We start from the raw sequence: 20,167 nt of genomic DNA on the forward strand, positions 1-20,167 counted from the left end.
CAACGAGCCTGGCAAACTAGCGATAACGTTGTTTTATTACCTAAGGACCTGGAATCCCTATGTCACAGCCAACCTTCAACAAAGATCAATTTCAGGCAGCCCTGACGCGTCAGTGGCAGCGTTTCGGTTTACTGTCGGCTCACGAAATGACGTCGCGCCAGTGGTGGCAGGCAGTGAGTGGGGCGTTGGCTGAGTTACTCAGCGCCCAGCCAGCGGTGAAACCGGCAAAAAATCAGCGCCATGTTAACTATATCTCGATGGAGTTTTTGATTGGTCGTCTGACCGGCAACAACTTACTCAATCTGGGCTGGTATCAGGGGGTGAGCGATGAGCTGAAAGCGCACGACATCAACCTGACCGATCTGCTGGAAGAAGAGATCGATCCGGCGTTAGGTAACGGTGGGTTGGGGCGCCTGGCGGCCTGCTTCCTTGATTCGATGGCGACGGTCGGCCAGTCGGCGACGGGCTATGGTCTCAACTACCAGTACGGCCTGTTCCGCCAGTCTTTTGCCGACGGTCAGCAGATGGAAGCCCCGGATGACTGGCATCGCGGTAGCTACCCGTGGTTCCGTCACAACGAGGCGTTGGACGTGCAGGTCGGCATTGGCGGTAAAGTCACCAAAGAGGGACGTTGGGAGCCTGGGTTTACCATCACCGGCCAGGCCTGGGATCTGCCGGTTCTCGGCTACCGTAACGGCGTGGCGCAACCGCTGCGTCTGTGGCAGGCCAGCCACGCGCATCCGTTTAACCTGACCAAATTTAATGACGGCGATTTCCTGCGTGCTGAGCAGCAGGGCATCGACGCCGAAAAACTGACCAAAGTGCTGTACCCGAACGATAACCACACCGCGGGTAAAAAGCTGCGCCTGATGCAGCAGTACTTCCAGTGCGCCTGCTCCGTAGCCGACATTTTGCGTCGTCATCATCTGGCCGGGCGTAAGCTGCACGAACTGGCTGATTACGAAGTGATTCAGCTTAATGATACTCACCCGACTATCGCGATCCCTGAGCTGTTGCGTGTGCTGATTGATGAGCACCAGATGAGCTGGGACGATGCGTGGGCCATTACCAGCAAAACCTTCGCTTACACCAACCATACCCTGATGCCGGAAGCGTTAGAGTGCTGGGATGAGAAGTTGGTGAAAGCGCTACTGCCGCGCCACATGCAAATCATCAAAGAGATTAATGACCGCTTTAAGAAACTGGTCGATAAAACCTGGCCGGGTAATGCTGAAGTGTGGGCGAAACTGGCGGTGGTGCATAATAAACAGGTACGTATGGCCAATATGTGTGTGGTCAGCGGTTTTGCGGTTAACGGCGTGGCGGCGCTGCACTCTGATCTGGTGGTGAAAGATCTATTCCCGGAATATCACCAGCTCTGGCCGAACAAATTTCATAACGTCACCAACGGGATTACTCCGCGTCGCTGGATTAAGCAGTGCAACCCGGCGCTTGCCGCACTGCTGGATAAATCGCTGAAAAAAGAGTGGGCCAACGATCTCGACCAGTTGATTAACCTGGAAAAATACGCCGACGACGCGAAGTTCCGTCAGACTTATCGTGACATTAAGCTGGCGAATAAAAAGCGCCTGGCAGAGTTTGTGAAGGTACGGACTGGTATCGAAATCAATCCGCAGGCAATCTTTGATATTCAGATCAAACGCCTGCATGAGTACAAGCGTCAGCATCTGAACTTGCTGCATATTCTGGCGCTGTATAAAGAAATTCGTGAAAACCCGCAGGCGGAACGCGTGCCGCGCGTATTCCTGTTTGGCGCAAAAGCCGCTCCGGGTTACTACCTGGCGAAAAATATTATCTTCGCTATCAACAAGGTGGCGGAAACCATCAATAACGACCCGAAAGTTGGCGACAAGCTGAAAGTTGTCTTCCTGCCTGATTATTGTGTCTCGGCGGCGGAAATGCTGATTCCGGCGGCGGATATCTCTGAGCAGATCTCAACCGCCGGGAAAGAAGCTTCCGGCACCGGTAATATGAAACTGGCGCTGAACGGCGCGTTAACCGTTGGTACGCTGGATGGTGCCAACGTCGAAATCGCCGAGAAGGTGGGTGACGAGAATATCTTTATCTTTGGTCATACCGTGGAAGAGGTGAAAGCGCTGAAAGCGAAAGGCTATGACCCGGTGAAATGGCGTAAGAAAGATAAGGTGCTGGATGCTGTTCTGAAAGAATTGGAAAGCGGGAAATACAGCGACGGCGATAAACATGCCTTTGACCAGATGCTGTACAGTATTGGCAAGCAGGGCGGTGATCCGTATCTGGTCATGGCGGACTTCGCGGCCTACGTTGAAGCCCAGAAGCAGGTTGACGTGTTGTACCGTGACCAGGAAGCCTGGACCCGGGCGGCGATTCTGAATACCGCGCGTTGCGGCATGTTCAGTTCAGATCGCTCTATTCGCGATTATCAGGCTCGTATCTGGCAGGCGAAACGTTAAGGAAGCGCGATGGAAAGCAAACGTCTGGATAATGCCGCGCTGGCGGCGGGGATCAGCCCTAATTACATTAATGCCCACGGTAAACCGCAGTCTATTGGCGCCGAAACCAAGCGGCGTTTGCTTGACGCCATGCATCGCACCACCGCCGCCACGAAGGTGGCGGTGACTCCGGTGCCGAACGTCATGGTTTATACCGCTGGTAAAAAAATGCCGTTGGCGGTTGAGGGAAGTGGAGAGTTTAACTGGCTGCTAACTACCGAAGAGGGTGTACAGCACAAAGGGCATGCCGTCGGCGGTAAATCTTTCAACCTTCCGGCGAAGCTGCCGGAGGGGTATCACACGCTTACCCTGACTCAGGGGGAGTTGCGTGCCCATTGCCGCATCATCGTGGCGCCGAAACGCTGTTATGAACCGCAGGCATTGTTGGCCGGGCAGAAGCTGTGGGGGGCATGCGTTCAGCTTTACACCCTACGTTCAGAAAAAAACTGGGGGATTGGCGACTTTGGCGATCTCCGCGCCATGTTGGTGGATGTGGCACAACGCGGCGGCGCGTTTATCGGCCTGAATCCTATTCATGCGCTGTATCCGGCGAACCCGGAAAGTGCAAGTCCATACAGTCCGTCGTCACGCCGCTGGCTGAATATTATTTATATTGATGTCAATGCAGTAGACGATTTCCACCACAGCAAAGAGGCGCAGGCCTGGTGGCAGAAGCCGGCGACTCAGCAAGCTTTACAACGCGCGCGCGACGCCGTATGGGTGGATTACTCCGCCGTTACCGCGCTGAAAATGACCGCGCTACGGATGGCGTGGAAAAGCTTCTCTGCGCGCGATGATGAGCAAATGGCGGCATTTCGCCAGTTTGTGGCTCAGGAAGGCGATAGCCTGTACTGGCAGGCGGCATTTGACGCTCTGCATGCGCATCAGGTGAAAGAAGACGCCTTGCGCTGGGGCTGGCCGGTGTGGCCAGAGGCTTTCCAGTCGGTGGACTCGCCAGAGGTCAAACAGTTCTGCGAAGCGCATCGTGATGACGTGGACTTCTACCTGTGGCTTCAGTGGCTGGCGTATACCCAGTTCGCTGACTGCTGGAAAACCAGCCAGGGCTTTGCGATGCCTGTCGGGCTGTATCGCGACCTGGCGGTTGGCGTGGCTGAAGGCGGGGCGGAAACCTGGTGCGACCGCGAGCTGTACTGCCTGAAAGCCTCGGTTGGCGCGCCGCCGGATATTCTCGGTCCGCTGGGGCAAAACTGGGGGCTGCCGCCGATGGATCCGCACATCATCACGGCACGTGCTTACGAACCGTTTATCGAACTGCTGCGCGCCAATATGCAGAACTGCGGTGCGCTGCGTATCGACCATGTTATGTCGATGCTGCGTCTGTGGTGGATCCCTTACGGTGAAACGGCCGATCACGGTGCCTACGTGCATTATCCGGTCGACGACCTGCTTTCAATTCTGGCACTGGAAAGTAAACGTCATCACTGCATGGTGATTGGTGAAGATTTGGGTACGGTGCCGGTGGAGATCGTCAGCAAGCTGCGCGATAGCGGCGTGTACTCCTACAAAGTGCTTTATTTTGAGAATGACCATGAGAAAAACTTCCGTGCGCCGAAAGCGTACCCGGAACAATCAATGGCAGTCGCGGCGACGCATGACCTTCCTACACTTAAAGGTTATTGGGATAGCGGCGATCTGACGCTGGGTAAAGCGCTGGGGCTATATCCTGATGAAGTCGTACTGCGTGGCTTGTATCAGGACAGAGAACTGGCCAAACAGGGGCTGCTGGACGCGCTGCACAAATATGGTTGTCTGCCAAAACGTGCGGGTCACAAGGCCTCATTGATGTCGATGACGCCGATTCTTAATCGTGGCATGCAACGCTACATCGCTGACAGCAATAGTGCGCTGCTGGGCCTGCAACCGGAGGACTGGTTAGGAATGGCGGATCCGGTCAACATCCCGGGGACCAGCGACCAGTACAAAAACTGGCGGCGTAAGCTCACCGCCACGTTGGAGCAGATGTTTGCCGATGACGGGGTGAACAAGCTGATTAAGGATTTGGATAAGCGCCGCAAAGCCGCTGCGAAGAAGAAGTAAAAAAGCCGGGGATTTCCCCGGCTTTTTTGTCTGGGATATGTAGGGGTTAAACCACCATACCCAGTAGCAGACAACCCACCAGACCGCAGACGGAGATAATGGTCTCCAGCATTGACCATGACTTGATGGTCTCACCGATAGTCAGGTTGAAGTACTCCTTGAACAGCCAGAAGCCAGGATCGTTCACGTGGGAGAAAATGACGGAACCGGAACCGACTGCAATAACCATCAGCTCAGGGCTTACGCCGGTTGTCGCAATCAGCGGCGCCACAATCCCACCTGCGGTGATAGCTGCAACGGTCGCGGAACCCAGCGCGATACGCAGTACCGCAGCGATAGACCATGCCATCAGCAGCGGAGAAACGTTCGAACCGTGCATCATTGAAGCGATGTATTTGTCCACGCCGCTATCAACCAGAACCTGTTTGAAAGCACCGCCACCACCGATGATTAACAGCATCATCGCGATGATTTTGATTGAGGACACCAGCGTGTCGTTAATCTGATCCATCGAACGTCCACGGTTCAGACCAAAAGTGAACATCGCAATCAGCACCGCGATAAGCGTAGCCATGACCGGGTCGCCAAGGAATTCTGCCACCGTCAGGAAAGCATGACCTTTTGGCAGAATCATCTCCGCGACGGCGCGCATCGCCATCAGGATAACCGGAACCAGAGAGGTCCAGACGCTGACGCCAAAGCCTGGCATCTCTTCTTCAGTGAAGGTTTTTGCGCTGTATAAACCTTCCGGGATTGGCTTATCGATGCCTTTCAGGAAGCGCGCGTACACCGGACCGGCGAGAATCACAGTCGGGATGGCCAGAATCGTACCAAACAGCAGGGTTTTGCCCATATCTGCGTGGAAAATGGTGGCGATAGCAGTCGGACCCGGGTGCGGCGGCAGGAAGCCGTGCGTGACGGACAGCGCAGCAGCCATCGGTACGCCGACGTACAGCAGCGGGATATTTGCGGCTGCGGCAATCGTGAACACCAGCGGCAGCATCAGTACGAAGCCGACTTCGTAGAACAGGGCGAAACCGACGGTGAAACCGGTTAATACCACCGCCCACTGAATGTGTTTTTTGCCGAATTTAGCAATCAGCGTGGTAGCGATGCGCTGTGCGCCACCGCAGTCCGCCAGCATTTTGCCCAGCATGGCGCCAAAACCCATAATCAGGGCGAGGCTGCCAAGGGTTCCGCCGACGCCGGCTTTAATCGAACCGATGACTTTATCCAGTGGCATCCCTTGCATCAATCCGACAGCAAGCGCCACCAGGACGAGAGCGATGAAGCCGTTCATTTTGAAACGGATCATCAGGAGGAGTAACAAGATTACACCGATAGCAACGATGACTAATGGCATGATTTACCTGGCCTTTACTTTGTTATGGGTAACGTCAGTGTTTAGATGACAAATTCCGATTGTCCCGACCGGGAACAGAGTATTTACAGCACCAATGCTGATTACCTTCAAAACTAATCAGTTTAGCTGGCTATTATGTGTGTGTTAGGTGCTGATACGAATGATACGGGTAACATGCAGCGCTTGAAAATCACCTGGGCAGGCAAAATTTAAATTATGAGAGGCTGGTCAAATTATGCAGGGGATTGTTGCAGGGCATAGGCAGAGAAATGCAGGGTTGTAGGCCGTTACGCTGCCATTCGGCAGCAATGCCCGATAGCGACGCGGGTGCGTCTTATCGGGCCTACGGCAACGCTACAGCTTAGGGCTTAGTAGTAAGAGTGCTCACCGCGCTGGTGTTCGGTTAAATCGCGAACGCCTTTCAGTTCAGGGAATTCAGCCAGCAGCTGTTTCTCGATACCTTCTTTCAGCGTTACATCTACCATTGAACAGCCGTTACAGCCGCCGCCAAATTGCAGAATGGCGTAGCCTTCATCGGTGATCTCCATCAGAGAGACACGGCCGCCATGGCCTGCCAGCTGTGGGTTGATCTGCGATTGCAGCATGTACTCTACGCGTTCCATCAGCGGCGCATCATCGGCAACTTTACGCATTTTGGCGTTTGGCGCTTTCAGCGTCAGCTGGGAGCCTAACTGGTCGGTAACGAAATCGATTTCTGCATCTTCCAGATACGGTGCGCTCAGTTCATCAACATATGCGGTCAGCAGGTCAAATTTAATGGCGGTGTCGGTTGCTTCCACGGCGTCTGGCGGACAATAAGAAACGCCGCATTCAGCGTTAGGCGTGCCGGGATTAATCACAAATACGCGAATTTGTGTCCCTTCTTCCTGATTTGCCAGCAGTTTGGCAAAGTGCGCTTGTGCAGCATCGGAAATATGGATCATAGTAATGGCCTAATAGTTGACTATTTTACTTGGTTATAATACGCCCATCATCGAGGCTCTACAAGGTTCGACACAGGCACCATACCTGGACAGTCGCCGCGCCGTTGCGCAAAAGCAGCTGCGCGATTTCCGCGACGGTACTTCCGGTAGTGACGACATCATCCACAATAACCATATGGAGTCCCTGCACTGGCAATTCAAGGCGAAAGGCATTTTTCAGGTTACGTTTGCGTAATCTGGCGCTGAGATGGTGTTGTGTAGCGGTGGCCCGAACCCGTGTGATGGCCTGCCTGTCCCAGTCGCAGCCAAGCCAGTGTGCCAAAGGGCGACACAGTAAGTCGCTCTGATTAAATCCTCTGCGCCAGTGTCGACGTTGCCAGAGCGGGACGCTAACGATCCTGTCCGGCAGAGGAAGACCGCTGACGCGCCGGGCCTGTAATACCTCCAGCAACAGTAAACGTGAAAGGGCAATGGCCATTTCGCTGCGGCGTGAAAACTTAAACTGGTGGATAAGTCCGCTCAGCGGAGGAATATAGTCACTGACGGCGATCAGACGCTGCCACGGCGGGGGTTTTTGCAGGCAACGGCCGCAGGGAAGCGAAGGATGCGCGGCAGGTAGTCCGCATTGAGGACATCGGCTGAGGGGGGGACGCGTTGCCCGCGAGCAAACCGAACAGATCCCCCAGTGCCCCAACGTCAACGGCATTCGGCATAGCCAGCACAATCCTGGTACTGTTAGCATAGATGCATCCTTTCAGGCTAAAAGAGAACAATAACTGATGAATGACATCTGGTGGCAGACCCAGGGTTCGGGAAATTGCCATCTTGTGCTGCTGCACGGATGGGGACTGAATGCGGAAGTATGGCATTGCATAAGTGAGGAACTGAGCTCGCATTTTACGCTGCACCTTGTCGACTTGCCGGGATTTGGTCGCAGTCAGGGTTTCGGCGCAATGTCGCTGGAAGAGATGGCTGAACGGGTATTAAGACAGGCGCCGGAGAACGCTATCTGGCTCGGCTGGAGTCTTGGCGGGCTGGTCGCAAGTCAGGTGGCGTTAACGCACCCTGAGCGTGTTCAGGCGTTGGTGACCGTCGCGTCTTCACCTTGCTTTAGCGCGCGCGCTGAATGGCCGGGCATTAAGCCGGAAGTGCTGGCAGGTTTCCAGCAGCAACTGAGTGAAGATTTTCATCGTACAGTGGAGCGTTTTCTGGCATTGCAAACGATGGGCACGGAAACCGCGCGTCAGGATGCGCGGGCGCTGAAGAAAACGGTGCTGGCTTTACCCATGCCGAAAGTCGAGGTGCTTAATGGCGGACTGGAGATCCTGAAAACAGTCGATCTGCGTGAGCCGTTATGCTCGGTGGATAAGCCTTTCCTGCGGATGTACGGTTATCTTGATGGTTTGGTTCCGCGCAAAGTCGTCCCGATGCTGGATACCCTGTGGCCACTGAGCGAGTCGTTGGTGTTTGCCAAAGCCGCGCATGCGCCGTTTATCTCACATCCAACGGAGTTCTGCTCAGCGCTGGTGGCGTTAAAACAGCGGCTATAAATCCACTGTTTTGCCCGGTAGAATCATGCTGCCGGGCTGGGGATTAATGGCTGCACGTAGCCAGATCCTCAGCAGTCAGGCCGGTGATTCTGCAGATAGTCAGCGGGTCTATGCCATCAGCCTGCATGGTTGTTGCAATGCGCAGAGCTTCCTCACGTTTGCCTTGTTGCATACCCTCTTGTAATCCCTCTCGTAACCCTTTCCTGTGACCTTCCTGAAAACCATTAAGGTGCCCTTCCTGACGTAATCTTTCGGCAATAGTCATCAACTTTTCCTTGTGTTGAGGTAAACGTTCGGCGACCTGGTGAATAAATTCGCTAAAACGCGCGGTGTCCCCGGCCTGCATCAGGTAATTAAACAGGGCTTTCAACTGGTTGTCATTAGCGTGTCCTTTAACAAGCAGGATGGCGAGTTTTTCTACTAACCCCATCAAATCGCGTTTACGAATATGTTTTTGGATGAGCTCCAGCAGCGCCATCCGGCGGTGCTGCATGATCTCGTCATCGGGCACAACGGTGATATCGACCAATGGAAATGCCGTGGTATAAAGTGCTCTGGCTGCCTCCGGGTCGTCAAATTCGTCCAGCCAGCAGAGTGAATATGGATATGGGCTGACGGTACCATGATAAAAAAGTATGGGGATCACCAACGGTAGTTTCTTATGGCCCGCGTCCAGATGTCGCTGCATTACGGCAATGGCATAGCGCATGAGGCGAAATGCCATATGAGCATCCGCGGTACTCTGATGTTCAATGATGGTGTAAATGTAGCCATCGCCTTCACGAGTTTTCAGCGACCACAACACGTCTGAATAGTACGCGCGCAAATCATCTTCAATAAAGCTGCCCGATTCCAGTTGTAGTGTGTTCAGATCGCAAAGTGCACGCAAAGAGTCGGGTAGATGAAGTTGCAGAAAATCGCGGGCGGTCGCTGGGTGGTTCAAAAATGTTTTGAAAATCGCGTCATGCGGCGTAGCCGTCGTGTCAGTATTCATGGCGATCCGTCACCTGGGAAATAAGATGACGAGACTCTACTTGCCCGATCGACAGTAATCATCCACGAGTTGATAGTTCTGCGCGGAAGGCTGAGGGATAGATCTGTTTTGCTGAAACAGTGAAATCGTTGTGGGAGCCGTTACGCAAAAAGCCGGATATCAGCATAAACGCTGAATCCGGCAGGAGCGGCACACTAGCGCAAAGCCCACCACTCGCGCAGGCAGGCTTTACCTTCCGGGCAACTCTTGCAGCTTCCGGACAGACACCCATCGGCATCTTCCTGAATCCGCACCGCTTTGCCCATCTTTTCTAACTGATTCAGCATGGCGTCAATCATTGGCTGCGGGGTATGCAGCGTGTGGCTAATTTGCTTTGCCTCCATACGCCCCCGCAGCGCTAGTAAATCACGAACCTGAATAAGTGATGCCATTGTTGACGACCTTAGTGGCAATCGCCAGTGGTACTGGAACAGCAGGAGCTGGCCGTTCTGTTGGTTGATAGCAGTGAGAGATCCACCCGGCTGCGGGCACGGCGTAGCAGACCCAGCAATACGATGTTAAACAGAATGACGGCTAAGATGCACACCAGACTGTAAGTCGGATGCTCTTTGTAGCTGACGGTCTGATAAAACAGCGTTGACAGTGAATAAGCGATGTTCAGGCCCCACAGGATCGAGAAGCCCATCCAGCCACGGCTGGATTCACGTGCGATAGCCCCCATCACTGAAATGCACGGGACATACAGCAGAACGAAAATCAGGTAGCTGTATGCGGCGGCGGCGCTGCCAAATTTCTCGCCCATCACGCCCATTGCGCCTGTAGCCATCTCGCCGTCGCCTTTGCTGGCTTCGATAGGGTTGGCCAGAACGCTCAGGCTGAAGGTGTCTTTCAGGCTTTGCCAGGTTTCATCCACCGCACTGAACAGCTCGTCACCGAGGTGGAAATCTGCAGGATTGAACTCTTCTTCCTGAATATTTTCTGCGGTATAGAGCGTGTTCAGCGTACCGACAACCACTTCTTTCGCCATCGCGCCGGTGAACAGACCTACGGTTGCCTGCCAGTTATCTTCGTGCACGCCGATCGGCTTGAAGACGGGGGTAATGACGCGGCTGACGGAAGCCAGAGCAGAGTCGTTAATGTTATCGACGATTTTCCCGCTCAGCGAGAAGCTGTTAAACGCGCTGAGGAAAATGCTGACGATGATGATGACTTTACCGGCACGCAGCACGAAGCCTTTCAGGCGTTGCCAGGTCTGAATAATCAGGCTCTTGATGTGCGGCACATGGTACACCGGAAGCTCCATCACGAACGGTGTTGCTTCGCCACGCATGATGGTGTGTTTGAGCATCAGACCGGTCAGTACCGCCATAATGATACCCAGTACATACAACGAGAAGACTGCCAGCGCGCCGTTCTGACCAAAGAAAGCCGCGGCAAAGACGGCGAAAATCGCCAGACGTGCGCCGCAGGACATAAACGGCGCCATCATGATGGTCATCAGACGTTCACGTGGGGCATCCAGCGTACGGGCACCCATCACCGACGGTACGTTGCAGCCAAAACCGACTATCAGCGGGACAAACGATTTGCCCGGCAGTCCCAGCGCCTGCATCAGGCGGTCCATCACAAACGCAGCGCGCGCCATGTAACCGGAGTCTTCAAGGAAGGAGAGGAACAGGTACATCATGCCGATTTGCGGTACCAACGGCAGCACGGTGTTAATCCCGCCGCCAAGACCTTGCGCCAGGAAGATAGTCAGCCAGTCCGGGAAGTGCAGCGTATAGCCAATCCATTGAATACCATGAATAAATAGCGCCACGGAACCCACATCGAATAACGGCTGCAGCGCGCCGCCAATGTTAATGGCGAGCAGGAACATCAGGTACATCACGAACAGGAAAATTGGCAGCCCAAGGAAACGGTTGAGGACAATTTTATCCACCGCGGTAGTGAAACGGCTCGGCTCTGCCGTCAGGGTATTACTGACGGTATCGCAGATTGCGGCGATGCATTGGTAACGCGCATCGGCGATATGCAGCGCCGGATCGTCCATTGTTTCGCTCAGACGCGCAATGGCGGCATCGAGGTTTTGCGCGGCGTCACCGGCGTAGGCACGGCTGTAGATATCGCCTTCCAGCATTTGCAGGCCCAGCCAGCGGCGCTGTTTTAGCGGCATATCTTTGGCCATCGCGTCAGCGAGGGAATCGGCTTCCTGTAGCAGCGGCTGGGCATAATGCACCAGTTCGACGGTGTCGTTTTCTTTATAGCGATCGATCGCCAGTTTCAGCGCTTCAATGCCGCGGGCGCGGGTGGAGACCAGCGGAACCACCGGGCAGCCAAGACGGGCGGAGAGAGCGTCGATATCAATACGGATTTGCTGTTTCTCAGCAATATCCAGCATGTTCAGGGCGACGATACAGGGAATACCCAGCTCAAGCAGTTGCAACGTCAGGTAGAGGTTGCGCTCAAGGTTTGAGGCATCGACCACGTTGATCAACAGATCCGCGTCGCCGCTTAAAATGTAGTGACAGGCGATTTGCTCATCGAGAGAGGTCTGTGATGAGATTGTCGTCAGTGAATAGGTGCCGGGTAAGTCGACCAGCGTGACCTGATGGTCCGTCGTGGCGAAATGACCTTCTTTGCGTTCAACGGTAACGCCAGCCCAGTTGCCTACACGCTGACGCGCGCCGGTGAGCTGGTTGAATAAGGTTGTCTTGCCGGAATTAGGATTACCAATTAAACCAATGGTTAGTTTTTTCATTTTTATAGACTCACTGTATTAACAGGACACCGCTTCCACTTCTAATAACGCCAAATCCTTTTTACGCAATACCAGACTTACGCGACGCGTTTCAATATGGATAGGATCGCCGAGCGGGGCGACGCGAACCACGTTGAAGGATGAGCCGGGTAGCATGCCAAGTGACAACAATTTCTGACGATAAGCCGGGCTGATTTCACGGGCAAAACCGGTAATTTTCCACGCACTGTCAGGAGTGAATTGCATAGGGACCTACTTATATCTCGCTAACTGGGTGATTACCTCATGGGGCGACAGGGCGGCATGAGACCAGATGATTAGCCAACGTAAGGAAAGAGTAAATAATCAACAAACCAATGATAATGAGAATGGTTTCTATCATCAATAGAATAAGTGTGACGGAATGTACAATTAGATAATAATTTGAGCCAATTTTGATATTCCTCAATATTTATTCTGGTTGGGGGCGAATGATTTGCGGCAGCAATTATTGAAATCCTTAATGTTTAATTAAGGTTTCATCTGTTAATGAAGTGATAAATATAATGAGGAAGAGAGAAGATAATATAGTAAATATGCCGGATACGGTATTTACACCGCTATCCGGCACATGATCCAAACTTAGCGCTTTTTACCCATTGCCGCTGCCAGCGCATCCATCATCGCGCTGTTGCCCGCAGGCTGAGCGTCACGGCCACGAGGTTTCGCGGCTTTTGGTGCCGGACGATTGCCCTGAGTACGATCGCTATTTCCGCTGCTGCGACGCGCGTTGGTTTCGCCTGGCTGCTCATCCAGACGCATAGTCAGCGCGATACGCTTACGCTGCAGGTCTACTTCCAGCACTTTTACCTTCACAATATCACCCGCTTTCACCACGGTGTGTGGATCTTCGACAAACTTATTCGACAGTGAAGAGATATGCACCAGACCATCCTGGTGTACGCCGATATCGACAAATGCGCCGAAGTTAGTGACGTTGGTGACAGCCCCTTCCAGAATCATCCCCGGTTGTAGATCGTTCATGGTTTCTACGCCATCAGCAAACTGTGCGGTTTTGAATTCAGGACGCGGGTCGCGGCCCGGTTTTTCCAGCTCTTTGATAATGTCGGTGACGGTTGGTACCCCGAAACGTTCGTCGGTAAAATCAGCAGCTTTCAGATTGCGCAGTTCGCTGCTGTTGCCCATCAGATCGCGCAGCGATTGCTCGGTGGCGGCCAGAATGCGTTCCACAATCGGATACGCTTCCGGGTGAACGGTGGAGGCATCCAGCGGATTATCGCCGTGGTTGATACGCAGGAAACCCGCGCACTGTTCAAAGGCTTTAGGGCCCAGACGGCTGACTTTGAGCAGTTGCTGACGGTTCTGGAACTGGCCGTTCTCGTCACGCCAGGCCACGATGTTCTGCGCCATCATGCGCGTCAGGCCCGCCACGCGGGTCAGCAGCGGTACGGAGGCGGTGTTCAGATCCACGCCGACGGCGTTTACACAGTCTTCCACTACCGCATCCAGCTTACGTGCCAGCTGCGTCTGGCTGACGTCGTGCTGATACTGGCCCACGCCGATAGATTTCGGATCGATTTTCACCAGCTCAGCCAGCGGATCCTGTAGACGACGGGCGATAGACACCGCCCCACGCAGCGAAACATCGAGGTCCGGGAACTCCAGCGCCGCCAGCTCTGAAGCGGAGTACACTGACGCGCCGGCTTCGCTGACGATCACTTTCTGCGCGGTAACTTTCGGGAACTGTTTCTGTACGTCTAGGAAGAAACGCTCGGTTTCGCGCGACGCCGTACCGTTACCAATCGCCACCAGCTCAACGTTGTATTTTTCACACAACGCCGCAACGGCGACGGCGGCTTTGGCGGCCTGACCGGTATGCGGATAAATGGTATCGGTAGCGACCAGTTTGCCGGTACCGTCAACCACAGCCACTTTTACCCCGGTACGCAGACCCGGATCGAGACCCATTGTGGCGCGCAGTCCGGCTGGGGCGGCCATCAGCAGGTCATGCAGGTTGCGGGCAAAGACGTTAATCGCTTCATCTTCCGCACGTTCGCGCACGGTACCCATCAGCTCGGTTTCGAGGTGCATCAGCACTTTGATGCGCCATGTCCAGCTCACAACGCCTTTACGCCAGCTGTCGGCAGGTGCGTTATTCAGGCGCAGCCCCAGATGATCCTGGATAATCTGCTCGCCGTGGCTCTCTTTTGGCGGTTCATCGAATTGCGGGTCGGCATTCAGAGAAAGCTGTAACACGCCTTCGTTACGACCACGGAACATGGCCAGCGCGCGGTGGGAAGGCACGGTAGAAATTGGTTCGTGGTGGTCGAAGTAGTCACGGAACTTAGCCCCTTCCTCTTCTTTACCGCTGACCACGGTAGAAACCAAATGCGCGTTTTTCCACAGGTAGTCACGAACTTTTGCCAGCAGCGCGGCGTCTTCTGCGAATCGCTCCATCAGAATGTAGCGTGCGCCGTCGAGGGCGGCTTTGGTATCCGCCACGCCGTTTTCGGCGTTGAGATATTTTGCGGCTTCCGTTTCCGGGTCGTGGGAGGGGTCGTTCCACAACAGGTCTGCCAGCGGCTCCAGTCCGGCCTCAATGGCGATCTGCCCACGGGTGCGGCGCTTAGGTTTGTACGGCAGATAGAGATCTTCGAGTTCGGTCTTACTTAACGTGCCGTTGATCGCTTTCGCCAGGTCGTCGGTCAGTTTGCCTTGCTCGCCGATAGATTTCAGGATTGCCTGACGGCGGTCTTCCAGTTCACGCAGATATCCCAGACGGGTTTCCAGATTACGCAGTTGCGTATCGTCCAGACCGCCGGTGATTTCCTTACGATATCGTGCGATAAACGGCACGGTATTCCCTTCGTCAAGCAGGCGAACGGCAGCTTCTACCTGTTCAGCACGAGCCTGAATTTCACCTGCGATAATGCGGCAGAAAGAATCATTCATCATGGATAGCTTCGTCTATAGGATAAAAAATCAGGGGATAGTTATACGGATTGACTGGCAAAAATGCCAGTCATCTACGGGGGCTTCGGATTGTTCCGGTCTCACTTCACGTATTCGATCTCGTTTACATACCAACTGGCTTCGCCGCCAGGGGTGTTGACTACCGCGAGATCGCCGACCTCTTTTTTCAGCAGCGCCCGCGCCATTGGCGAATCGATAGAGATGTAATCTTTACGACCGAAGATCTCATCGTAGCCGACAATGCGGAATTTGCGGATGTCGCCATCGTCATTTTCAATCTCGACCCATGCGCCGAAGAAGACTTTGCCTTCCTGTTGCGGGGAGTAATCGACGATTTTCAGATTTTCCATGCACTTGGTCAAATAACGAACGCGGCGGTCGATCTCGCGCAGGCGCTTTTTATTATACTGGTAGTCGGCATTTTCGCTGCGGTCGCCCAGACTTGCGGCCCAGGTGACCTTTTTGGTGACTTCCGGGCGCTCTTCACGCCAGAGATAATTCAGCTCTTGTTTGAGTTTTTCATACCCTTCACGGGTTATCAGGGGCGTTTTCATCTTATTGTTTTACCTTCGACTCTGTGATGATGCGCACAATTAGTATTACGTGAGCATATCAACAGAATAAATAATGTATTGCGAGAAACATTGTATACTTAAGCTGCTGTTTAATATGCTTTGTAACAATTTAGCCTGGAATTCATACCAGAATTCGCTGGTGACTCACGTGAGCTTTCTTAAGAATATACACTTAATTGTTGCGAACCTTTGGGAGTAATAACAATGCAAGAGAACTATAAGATTCTGGTGGTCGATGACGACATGCGCTTACGTGCGCTTCTGGAACGTTATCTGACCGAGCAGGGCTTCCAGGTTCGAAGCGTCGCAAACGCTGAGCAGATGGATCGTCTGCTGACCCGTGAGTCCTTCCACCTGATGGTGCTGGATTTAATGCTGCCGGGTGAAGACGGCCTGTCTATTTGCCGTCGCCTGCGCAGCCAAAGCAACCCGATGCCGATCATTATGGTGACCGCGAAGGGTGAAGAAGTTGATCGTATCGTAGGGCTGGAAATCGGCGCTGACGATTACATTCCGAAACCGTTTAACCCGCGTGAACTGCTGGCGCGTATTCGTGCCGTACTGCGTCGTCAGGCGAACGAACTGCCGGGCGCACCTTCTCAGGAAGAGGCGGTTATTGCCTTTGGTAAGTTCAAACTGAACCTCGGTACGCGTGAAATGTTCCGCGAAGATGAGCCGATGCCGCTCACCAGCGGGGAGTTTGCGGTACTGAAAGCGCTGGTAAGCCACCCGCGTGAGCCGCTCTCTCGCGACAAGCTGATGAACCTGGCCCGTGGTCGTGAATACTCGGCGATGGAACGTTCTATCGACGTACAGATTTCTCGTCTGCGCCGTATGGTGGAAGAAGATCCGGCGCATCCGCGTTATATTCAGACCGTATGGGGCCTGGGCTACGTTTTTGTTCCGGACGGTTCTAAAGCATGAGGCGAATGCGCTTCTCGCCACGAAGTTCGTTTGCCCGCACATTATTGCTCATCGTCACCTTGCTGTTTGCCAGCCTGGTGACGACTTATCTGGTCGTGCTGAACTTCGCGATTTTGCCGAGCCTCCAGCAGTTTAATAAGGTCCTGGCCTACGAAGTTCGTATGCTGATGACCGATAAACTGCAGCTGGAGGACGGTACACAACTGGTGGTGCCTCCCGCGTTTCGTCGGGAAATTTATCGTGAGTTGGGTATTTCCCTCTATTCCAACGAGGCCGCTGAAGAGGCCGGACTGCGTTGGGCGCAACACTATGAATTCTTAAGCCATCAGATGGCGCAGCAGTTGGGTGGCCCGACCGAAGTCCGCGTTGAGGTCAACAAAAGCTCGCCGGTCGTGTGGCTGAAAACCTGGCTGTCGCCCAATATCTGGGTACGTGTGCCGCTCACTGAAATCCATCAGGGTGATTTCTCGCCGCTGTTCCGCTATACGTTGGCGATCATGCTGCTGGCCATTGGCGGCGCATGGCTATTTATTCGTATTCAGAACCGACCGCTGGTGGATCTTGAACATGCGGCGTTGCAGGTAGGGAAAGGTATTATTCCGCCGCCGTTGCGTGAGTATGGCGCTTCTGAGGTGCGTTCTGTTACCCGTGCCTTTAACCATATGGCGGCAGGCGTGAAGCAACTGGCCGATGACCGTACATTGCTGATGGCAGGGGTGAGCCACGATCTACGTACTCCACTGACGCGTATCCGTCTGGCGACGGAAATGATGGGCGAGGAAGACGGTTATCTCGCAGAATCCATCAATAAGGACATCGAAGAGTGTAACGCTATTATCGAGCAGTTTATCGATTATCTGCGTACCGGTCAGGAGATGCCGATGGAGATGGCAGATCTGAACTCGGTGTTAGGCGAAGTGGTCGCGGCGGAAAGCGGCTATGAGCGTGAAATTGAGACTGCGCTGCTGCCGGGCAACATTCAGGTGAAGATGCATCCGCTGTCGATCAAGCGTGCGATTGCCAATATGGTGGTTAATGCCGCCCGCTATGGTAACGGCTGGATTAAGGTCAGTAGCGGTATGGAGCCGCATCGCGCCTGGTTCCAGGTGGAAGATGATGGTCCGGGTATCAAGCCGGAGCAGCGTAAACATCTGTTCCAACCGTTTGTCCGCGGGGACAGCGCGCGTAGTACCAGCGGTACCGGTCTGGGGCTGGCGATTGTGCAGCGTATTATCGATAACCATAACGGTATGTTGGAAATTGGCACCAGCGAGCGGGGTGGGTTGTCGATTCGCGCCTGGCTTCCGGTGCCCTTCACTCGTGCGCAGGGCACCACGAAAGACGCATAAAAAAGGGGAGGCGAAATGCCTCCCCTTTTGTTGTTGTAGGCCGGATAAGGCGAAACCGCCATCCGGCAACGTCAATTACAGCTTCGGCCCGGCGCTAACCAGTGCTTCACCTGCTGGGGTGTCGGTGTACTTCTCGAAGTTCTCGATAAACAGTTTCGCCAGTGCGTTGGCTTTTTCCTGCCACTGCTCCGGTGATGCGTAGGTATTACGCGGATCGAGAATGCGAGTATCCACGCCCGGCAGTTCGGTCGGGATAGCCAGGTCAAACATCGGCAGACGGAATGTTTCTGCGTCGTCCAGTGAACCGTTCAGAATGGCGTCGATAATCGCGCGAGTATCTTTGATGGAGATACGCTTACCGGTACCGTTCCAGCCGGTGTTAACCAGATACGCCTGCGCACCTGCCGCCTGCATACGTTTCACCAGCACCTCTGCGTACTGCGTTGGGTGCAGCGTCAAAAATGCTGCGCCAAAGCAAGCAGAGAAGGTTGGGGTCGGTTCAGTGACGCCACGCTCGGTACCGGCCAGTTTAGCGGTAAAGCCAGACAGGAAGTGGTACTGCGTTTGATCGGCGGTCAGGCGAGAAACCGGCGGCAGCACGCCAAACGCGTCGGCGGTCAGGAAGATAACCTTAGTGGCATGACCCGCTTTTGACACCGGCTTAACAATATTCTCGATGTGATAAATCGGGTAGGAAACACGGGTGTTCTCGGTTTTGGAACCGTCGTCGAAATCGATGGAACCATCTCCGCGCACGGTAACGTTTTCCAACAGCGCGTCACGACGGATCGCGTTGTAGATTTCCGGCTCGGCCTCTTTAGACAGTTTGATGGTCTTGGCGTAGCAACCGCCTTCGAAGTTAAACACGCCATCGTCATCCCAACCGTGTTCATCATCGCCGATCAGGCGGCGTTTGGGGTCGGTGGACAGCGTGGTTTTACCGGTGCCGGACAGGCCAAAGAAGACCGCCACATCACCTTTTTCCCCGACGTTTGCCGAGCAGTGCATAGAGGCGATGCCCTTCAGCGGCAGCAGGTAGTTCATGACGGAGAACATCCCTTTTTTCATCTCGCCGCCGTACCAGGTACCACCAATTAACTGAATGCGTTCAGTCAGGTTGAATGCCACGAAGTTTTCTGAGTTCAGACCCTGCTCTTTCCATTGCGGGTTGGTGCATTTAGCGCCGTTCATTACGATAAAATCAGGTTTAAAATCAACCAGTTCTTCGTCGCTTGGGCGGATGAACATGTTTTTGACAAAATGCGCCTGCCAGGCAACTTCGGTAATGAAGCGCACGGAAAGACGGGTATCGGCGTTTGCGCCGCAGAACGCGTCAACGATAAACAGGCGTTTGCCAGAGAGTTGCTGGGTGACTAACCCTTTCAGATGTTGCCAGGTTTCCGGGGAGAGCGGTTTGTTGTCGTTCTTGCCTTTACCTTTGTCTGACCACCACAGCGTATCTCGCGTGGTGTCGTCGCGGACAATGTACTTATCCTTCGGCGAACGCCCGGTAAAGATACCGGTATCAACAGCAACGGCGCCCAGATCCGTTAACACGCCACGCTCATAACCTTCCAGATTTGGATCAAGTTCTTTCTGATACAACAGGTCGTAGCTGGGATTGTAAACGATATCCTGAACGTCATTGATACCATAAGCCTTGAGATCTTGCGGGGTTAAACTGTTGTTCACACGCATTTCACTGCTCCTTAGCCAATATGTATTACCTGGAATAGTAAGGTTTTTTTGGGATTGCTAACCGCGACAAGGCTCATAGATTTACGCATCCGGAAAAACCACGGGCGACCGAATGCGCTGCGACTCCTGTCACAAAGAGGCAGATATTATGGCAGGAAACCCTTTTTTGTTGTGGAAAATGTTCTTAAAACGTTAATAGAGAGTGTTTTTGGCGGGAATCTTGTGAGTGTAATCGCATTCACGTAAGAAAAATACGTAACTCATACATAAACAATATCGATTCACTTCCCGTCGTCATGGTTCGAAAAAGGTCAGTCAATACTCAAAATTGTGAAGTTGATGCGATTATGGGGCTTTCTCGTGATGCTGGATGACGACATGGATAGCGTTGAACTTTCACGCACGACTAGCTGAAGTATGAGATCTATTGGTCTGCGGCAGGTGGGGGCGAATGAGCAAGTGGATTTAGCCCGGCAGAGTACACTA

Annotated in this window: 15 protein-coding genes; 5 read left to right on the forward strand and 10 right to left on the reverse strand. The window is 53.8% G+C overall.

Annotated features, from left to right (window positions below; translation table 11 throughout):
* The first annotated feature begins 59 nt into the window (after nucleotides 1–59).
* Together malP and malQ are read left to right on the forward strand one after the other, a co-directional pair.
* The gene (gene malP / locus FDX04_RS01955) at nucleotides 60–2,453 is read left to right on the forward strand and encodes a maltodextrin phosphorylase (protein WP_137370379.1); all 2,394 of its coding nucleotides are present in this window, start codon (nucleotides 60–62) and stop codon (nucleotides 2,451–2,453) included.
* Nucleotides 2,454–2,462: 9 nt separating this feature from the next.
* The gene (malQ, locus tag FDX04_RS01960) at nucleotides 2,463–4,550 is read left to right on the forward strand and encodes a 4-alpha-glucanotransferase (protein ID WP_137370380.1); all 2,088 of its coding nucleotides are present in this window, start codon (nucleotides 2,463–2,465) and stop codon (nucleotides 4,548–4,550) included.
* A gap of 46 nt (nucleotides 4,551–4,596) precedes the next feature.
* On the opposite strand, the gene gntT is transcribed toward malQ, so the two are convergent.
* The 3 genes from gntT to gntX all read right to left on the reverse strand — a co-directional run bounded on the left by gntT (nucleotide 4,597) and on the right by gntX (nucleotide 7,599).
* Complete coding sequence (gene gntT / locus FDX04_RS01965) at nucleotides 4,597–5,913, reverse strand: gluconate transporter (protein ID WP_003023507.1); 1,317 nt, start codon at nucleotides 5,911–5,913, stop codon at nucleotides 4,597–4,599.
* 368 nt (nucleotides 5,914–6,281) lie between these two features.
* Entirely contained in the window at nucleotides 6,282–6,857 is a 576-nt protein-coding gene (nfuA, locus tag FDX04_RS01970) for a Fe-S biogenesis protein NfuA (RefSeq protein WP_003023509.1), read from the reverse strand.
* 58 nt (nucleotides 6,858–6,915) lie between these two features.
* Nucleotides 6,916–7,599, reverse strand: a complete 684-nt coding sequence (gene gntX / locus FDX04_RS01975; protein WP_137361520.1) for a DNA utilization protein GntX — start codon at nucleotides 7,597–7,599, stop codon at nucleotides 6,916–6,918.
* Nucleotides 7,600–7,636: 37 nt separating this feature from the next.
* Between gntX and bioH the strand changes: the two genes are divergently transcribed.
* The gene (bioH, locus tag FDX04_RS01980) at nucleotides 7,637–8,407 is read left to right on the forward strand and encodes a pimeloyl-ACP methyl ester esterase BioH (protein WP_137361519.1); all 771 of its coding nucleotides are present in this window, start codon (nucleotides 7,637–7,639) and stop codon (nucleotides 8,405–8,407) included.
* A gap of 43 nt (nucleotides 8,408–8,450) precedes the next feature.
* On the opposite strand, the gene FDX04_RS01985 is transcribed toward bioH, so the two are convergent.
* The 6 genes from FDX04_RS01985 to greB form a co-directional block, all read right to left on the reverse strand.
* On the reverse strand, nucleotides 8,451–9,401 hold the full coding sequence (locus FDX04_RS01985) for an Rpn family recombination-promoting nuclease/putative transposase (RefSeq protein WP_137361518.1): 951 nt from the start codon (nucleotides 9,399–9,401) through the stop codon (nucleotides 8,451–8,453).
* A 194-nt stretch (nucleotides 9,402–9,595) separates the two neighbouring features.
* On the reverse strand, nucleotides 9,596–9,832 hold the full coding sequence (feoC, locus tag FDX04_RS01990) for a [Fe-S]-dependent transcriptional repressor FeoC (protein WP_038634895.1): 237 nt from the start codon (nucleotides 9,830–9,832) through the stop codon (nucleotides 9,596–9,598).
* A gap of 11 nt (nucleotides 9,833–9,843) precedes the next feature.
* Nucleotides 9,844–12,162, reverse strand: coding sequence for a Fe(2+) transporter permease subunit FeoB (gene feoB, locus FDX04_RS01995; protein WP_137361517.1), 2,319 nt, complete (start codon nucleotides 12,160–12,162; stop codon nucleotides 9,844–9,846).
* A gap of 18 nt (nucleotides 12,163–12,180) precedes the next feature.
* Nucleotides 12,181–12,408 carry a ferrous iron transporter A gene (gene feoA / locus FDX04_RS02000; protein ID WP_003023519.1) on the reverse strand — a complete coding sequence of 76 codons (228 nt, stop codon included), beginning with the start codon at nucleotides 12,406–12,408 and terminating at the stop codon, nucleotides 12,181–12,183.
* A 375-nt stretch (nucleotides 12,409–12,783) separates the two neighbouring features.
* Nucleotides 12,784–15,117, reverse strand: a complete 2,334-nt coding sequence (locus tag FDX04_RS02005; protein ID WP_137370381.1) for a Tex family protein — start codon at nucleotides 15,115–15,117, stop codon at nucleotides 12,784–12,786.
* Nucleotides 15,118–15,215: 98 nt separating this feature from the next.
* Nucleotides 15,216–15,689, reverse strand: coding sequence for a transcription elongation factor GreB (gene greB, locus FDX04_RS02010; protein WP_003023524.1), 474 nt, complete (start codon nucleotides 15,687–15,689; stop codon nucleotides 15,216–15,218).
* 225 nt (nucleotides 15,690–15,914) lie between these two features.
* Between greB and ompR the strand changes: the two genes are divergently transcribed.
* Both ompR and envZ read left to right on the forward strand, forming a co-directional pair.
* Nucleotides 15,915–16,634: a two-component system response regulator OmpR gene (ompR, locus tag FDX04_RS02015; protein ID WP_001157751.1), complete on the forward strand. Its 720-nt coding sequence runs from the start codon at nucleotides 15,915–15,917 to the stop codon at nucleotides 16,632–16,634.
* The gene (envZ, locus tag FDX04_RS02020) at nucleotides 16,631–17,983 is read left to right on the forward strand and encodes a two-component system sensor histidine kinase EnvZ (RefSeq protein WP_137370382.1); all 1,353 of its coding nucleotides are present in this window, start codon (nucleotides 16,631–16,633) and stop codon (nucleotides 17,981–17,983) included. The genes ompR and envZ overlap by 4 nt, the downstream gene beginning before the upstream one ends.
* Nucleotides 17,984–18,058: 75 nt before the next feature.
* On the opposite strand, the gene pckA is transcribed toward envZ, so the two are convergent.
* Complete coding sequence (gene pckA, locus FDX04_RS02025) at nucleotides 18,059–19,681, reverse strand: phosphoenolpyruvate carboxykinase (ATP) (protein ID WP_137370383.1); 1,623 nt, start codon at nucleotides 19,679–19,681, stop codon at nucleotides 18,059–18,061.
* Nucleotides 19,682–20,167: the final 486 nt, after the last annotated feature.

It is taken from the genome of Citrobacter sp. wls615 (assembly GCF_005281355.1).
GTDB classification, from domain to species: Bacteria; Pseudomonadota; Gammaproteobacteria; order Enterobacterales; family Enterobacteriaceae; genus Citrobacter; species Citrobacter werkmanii.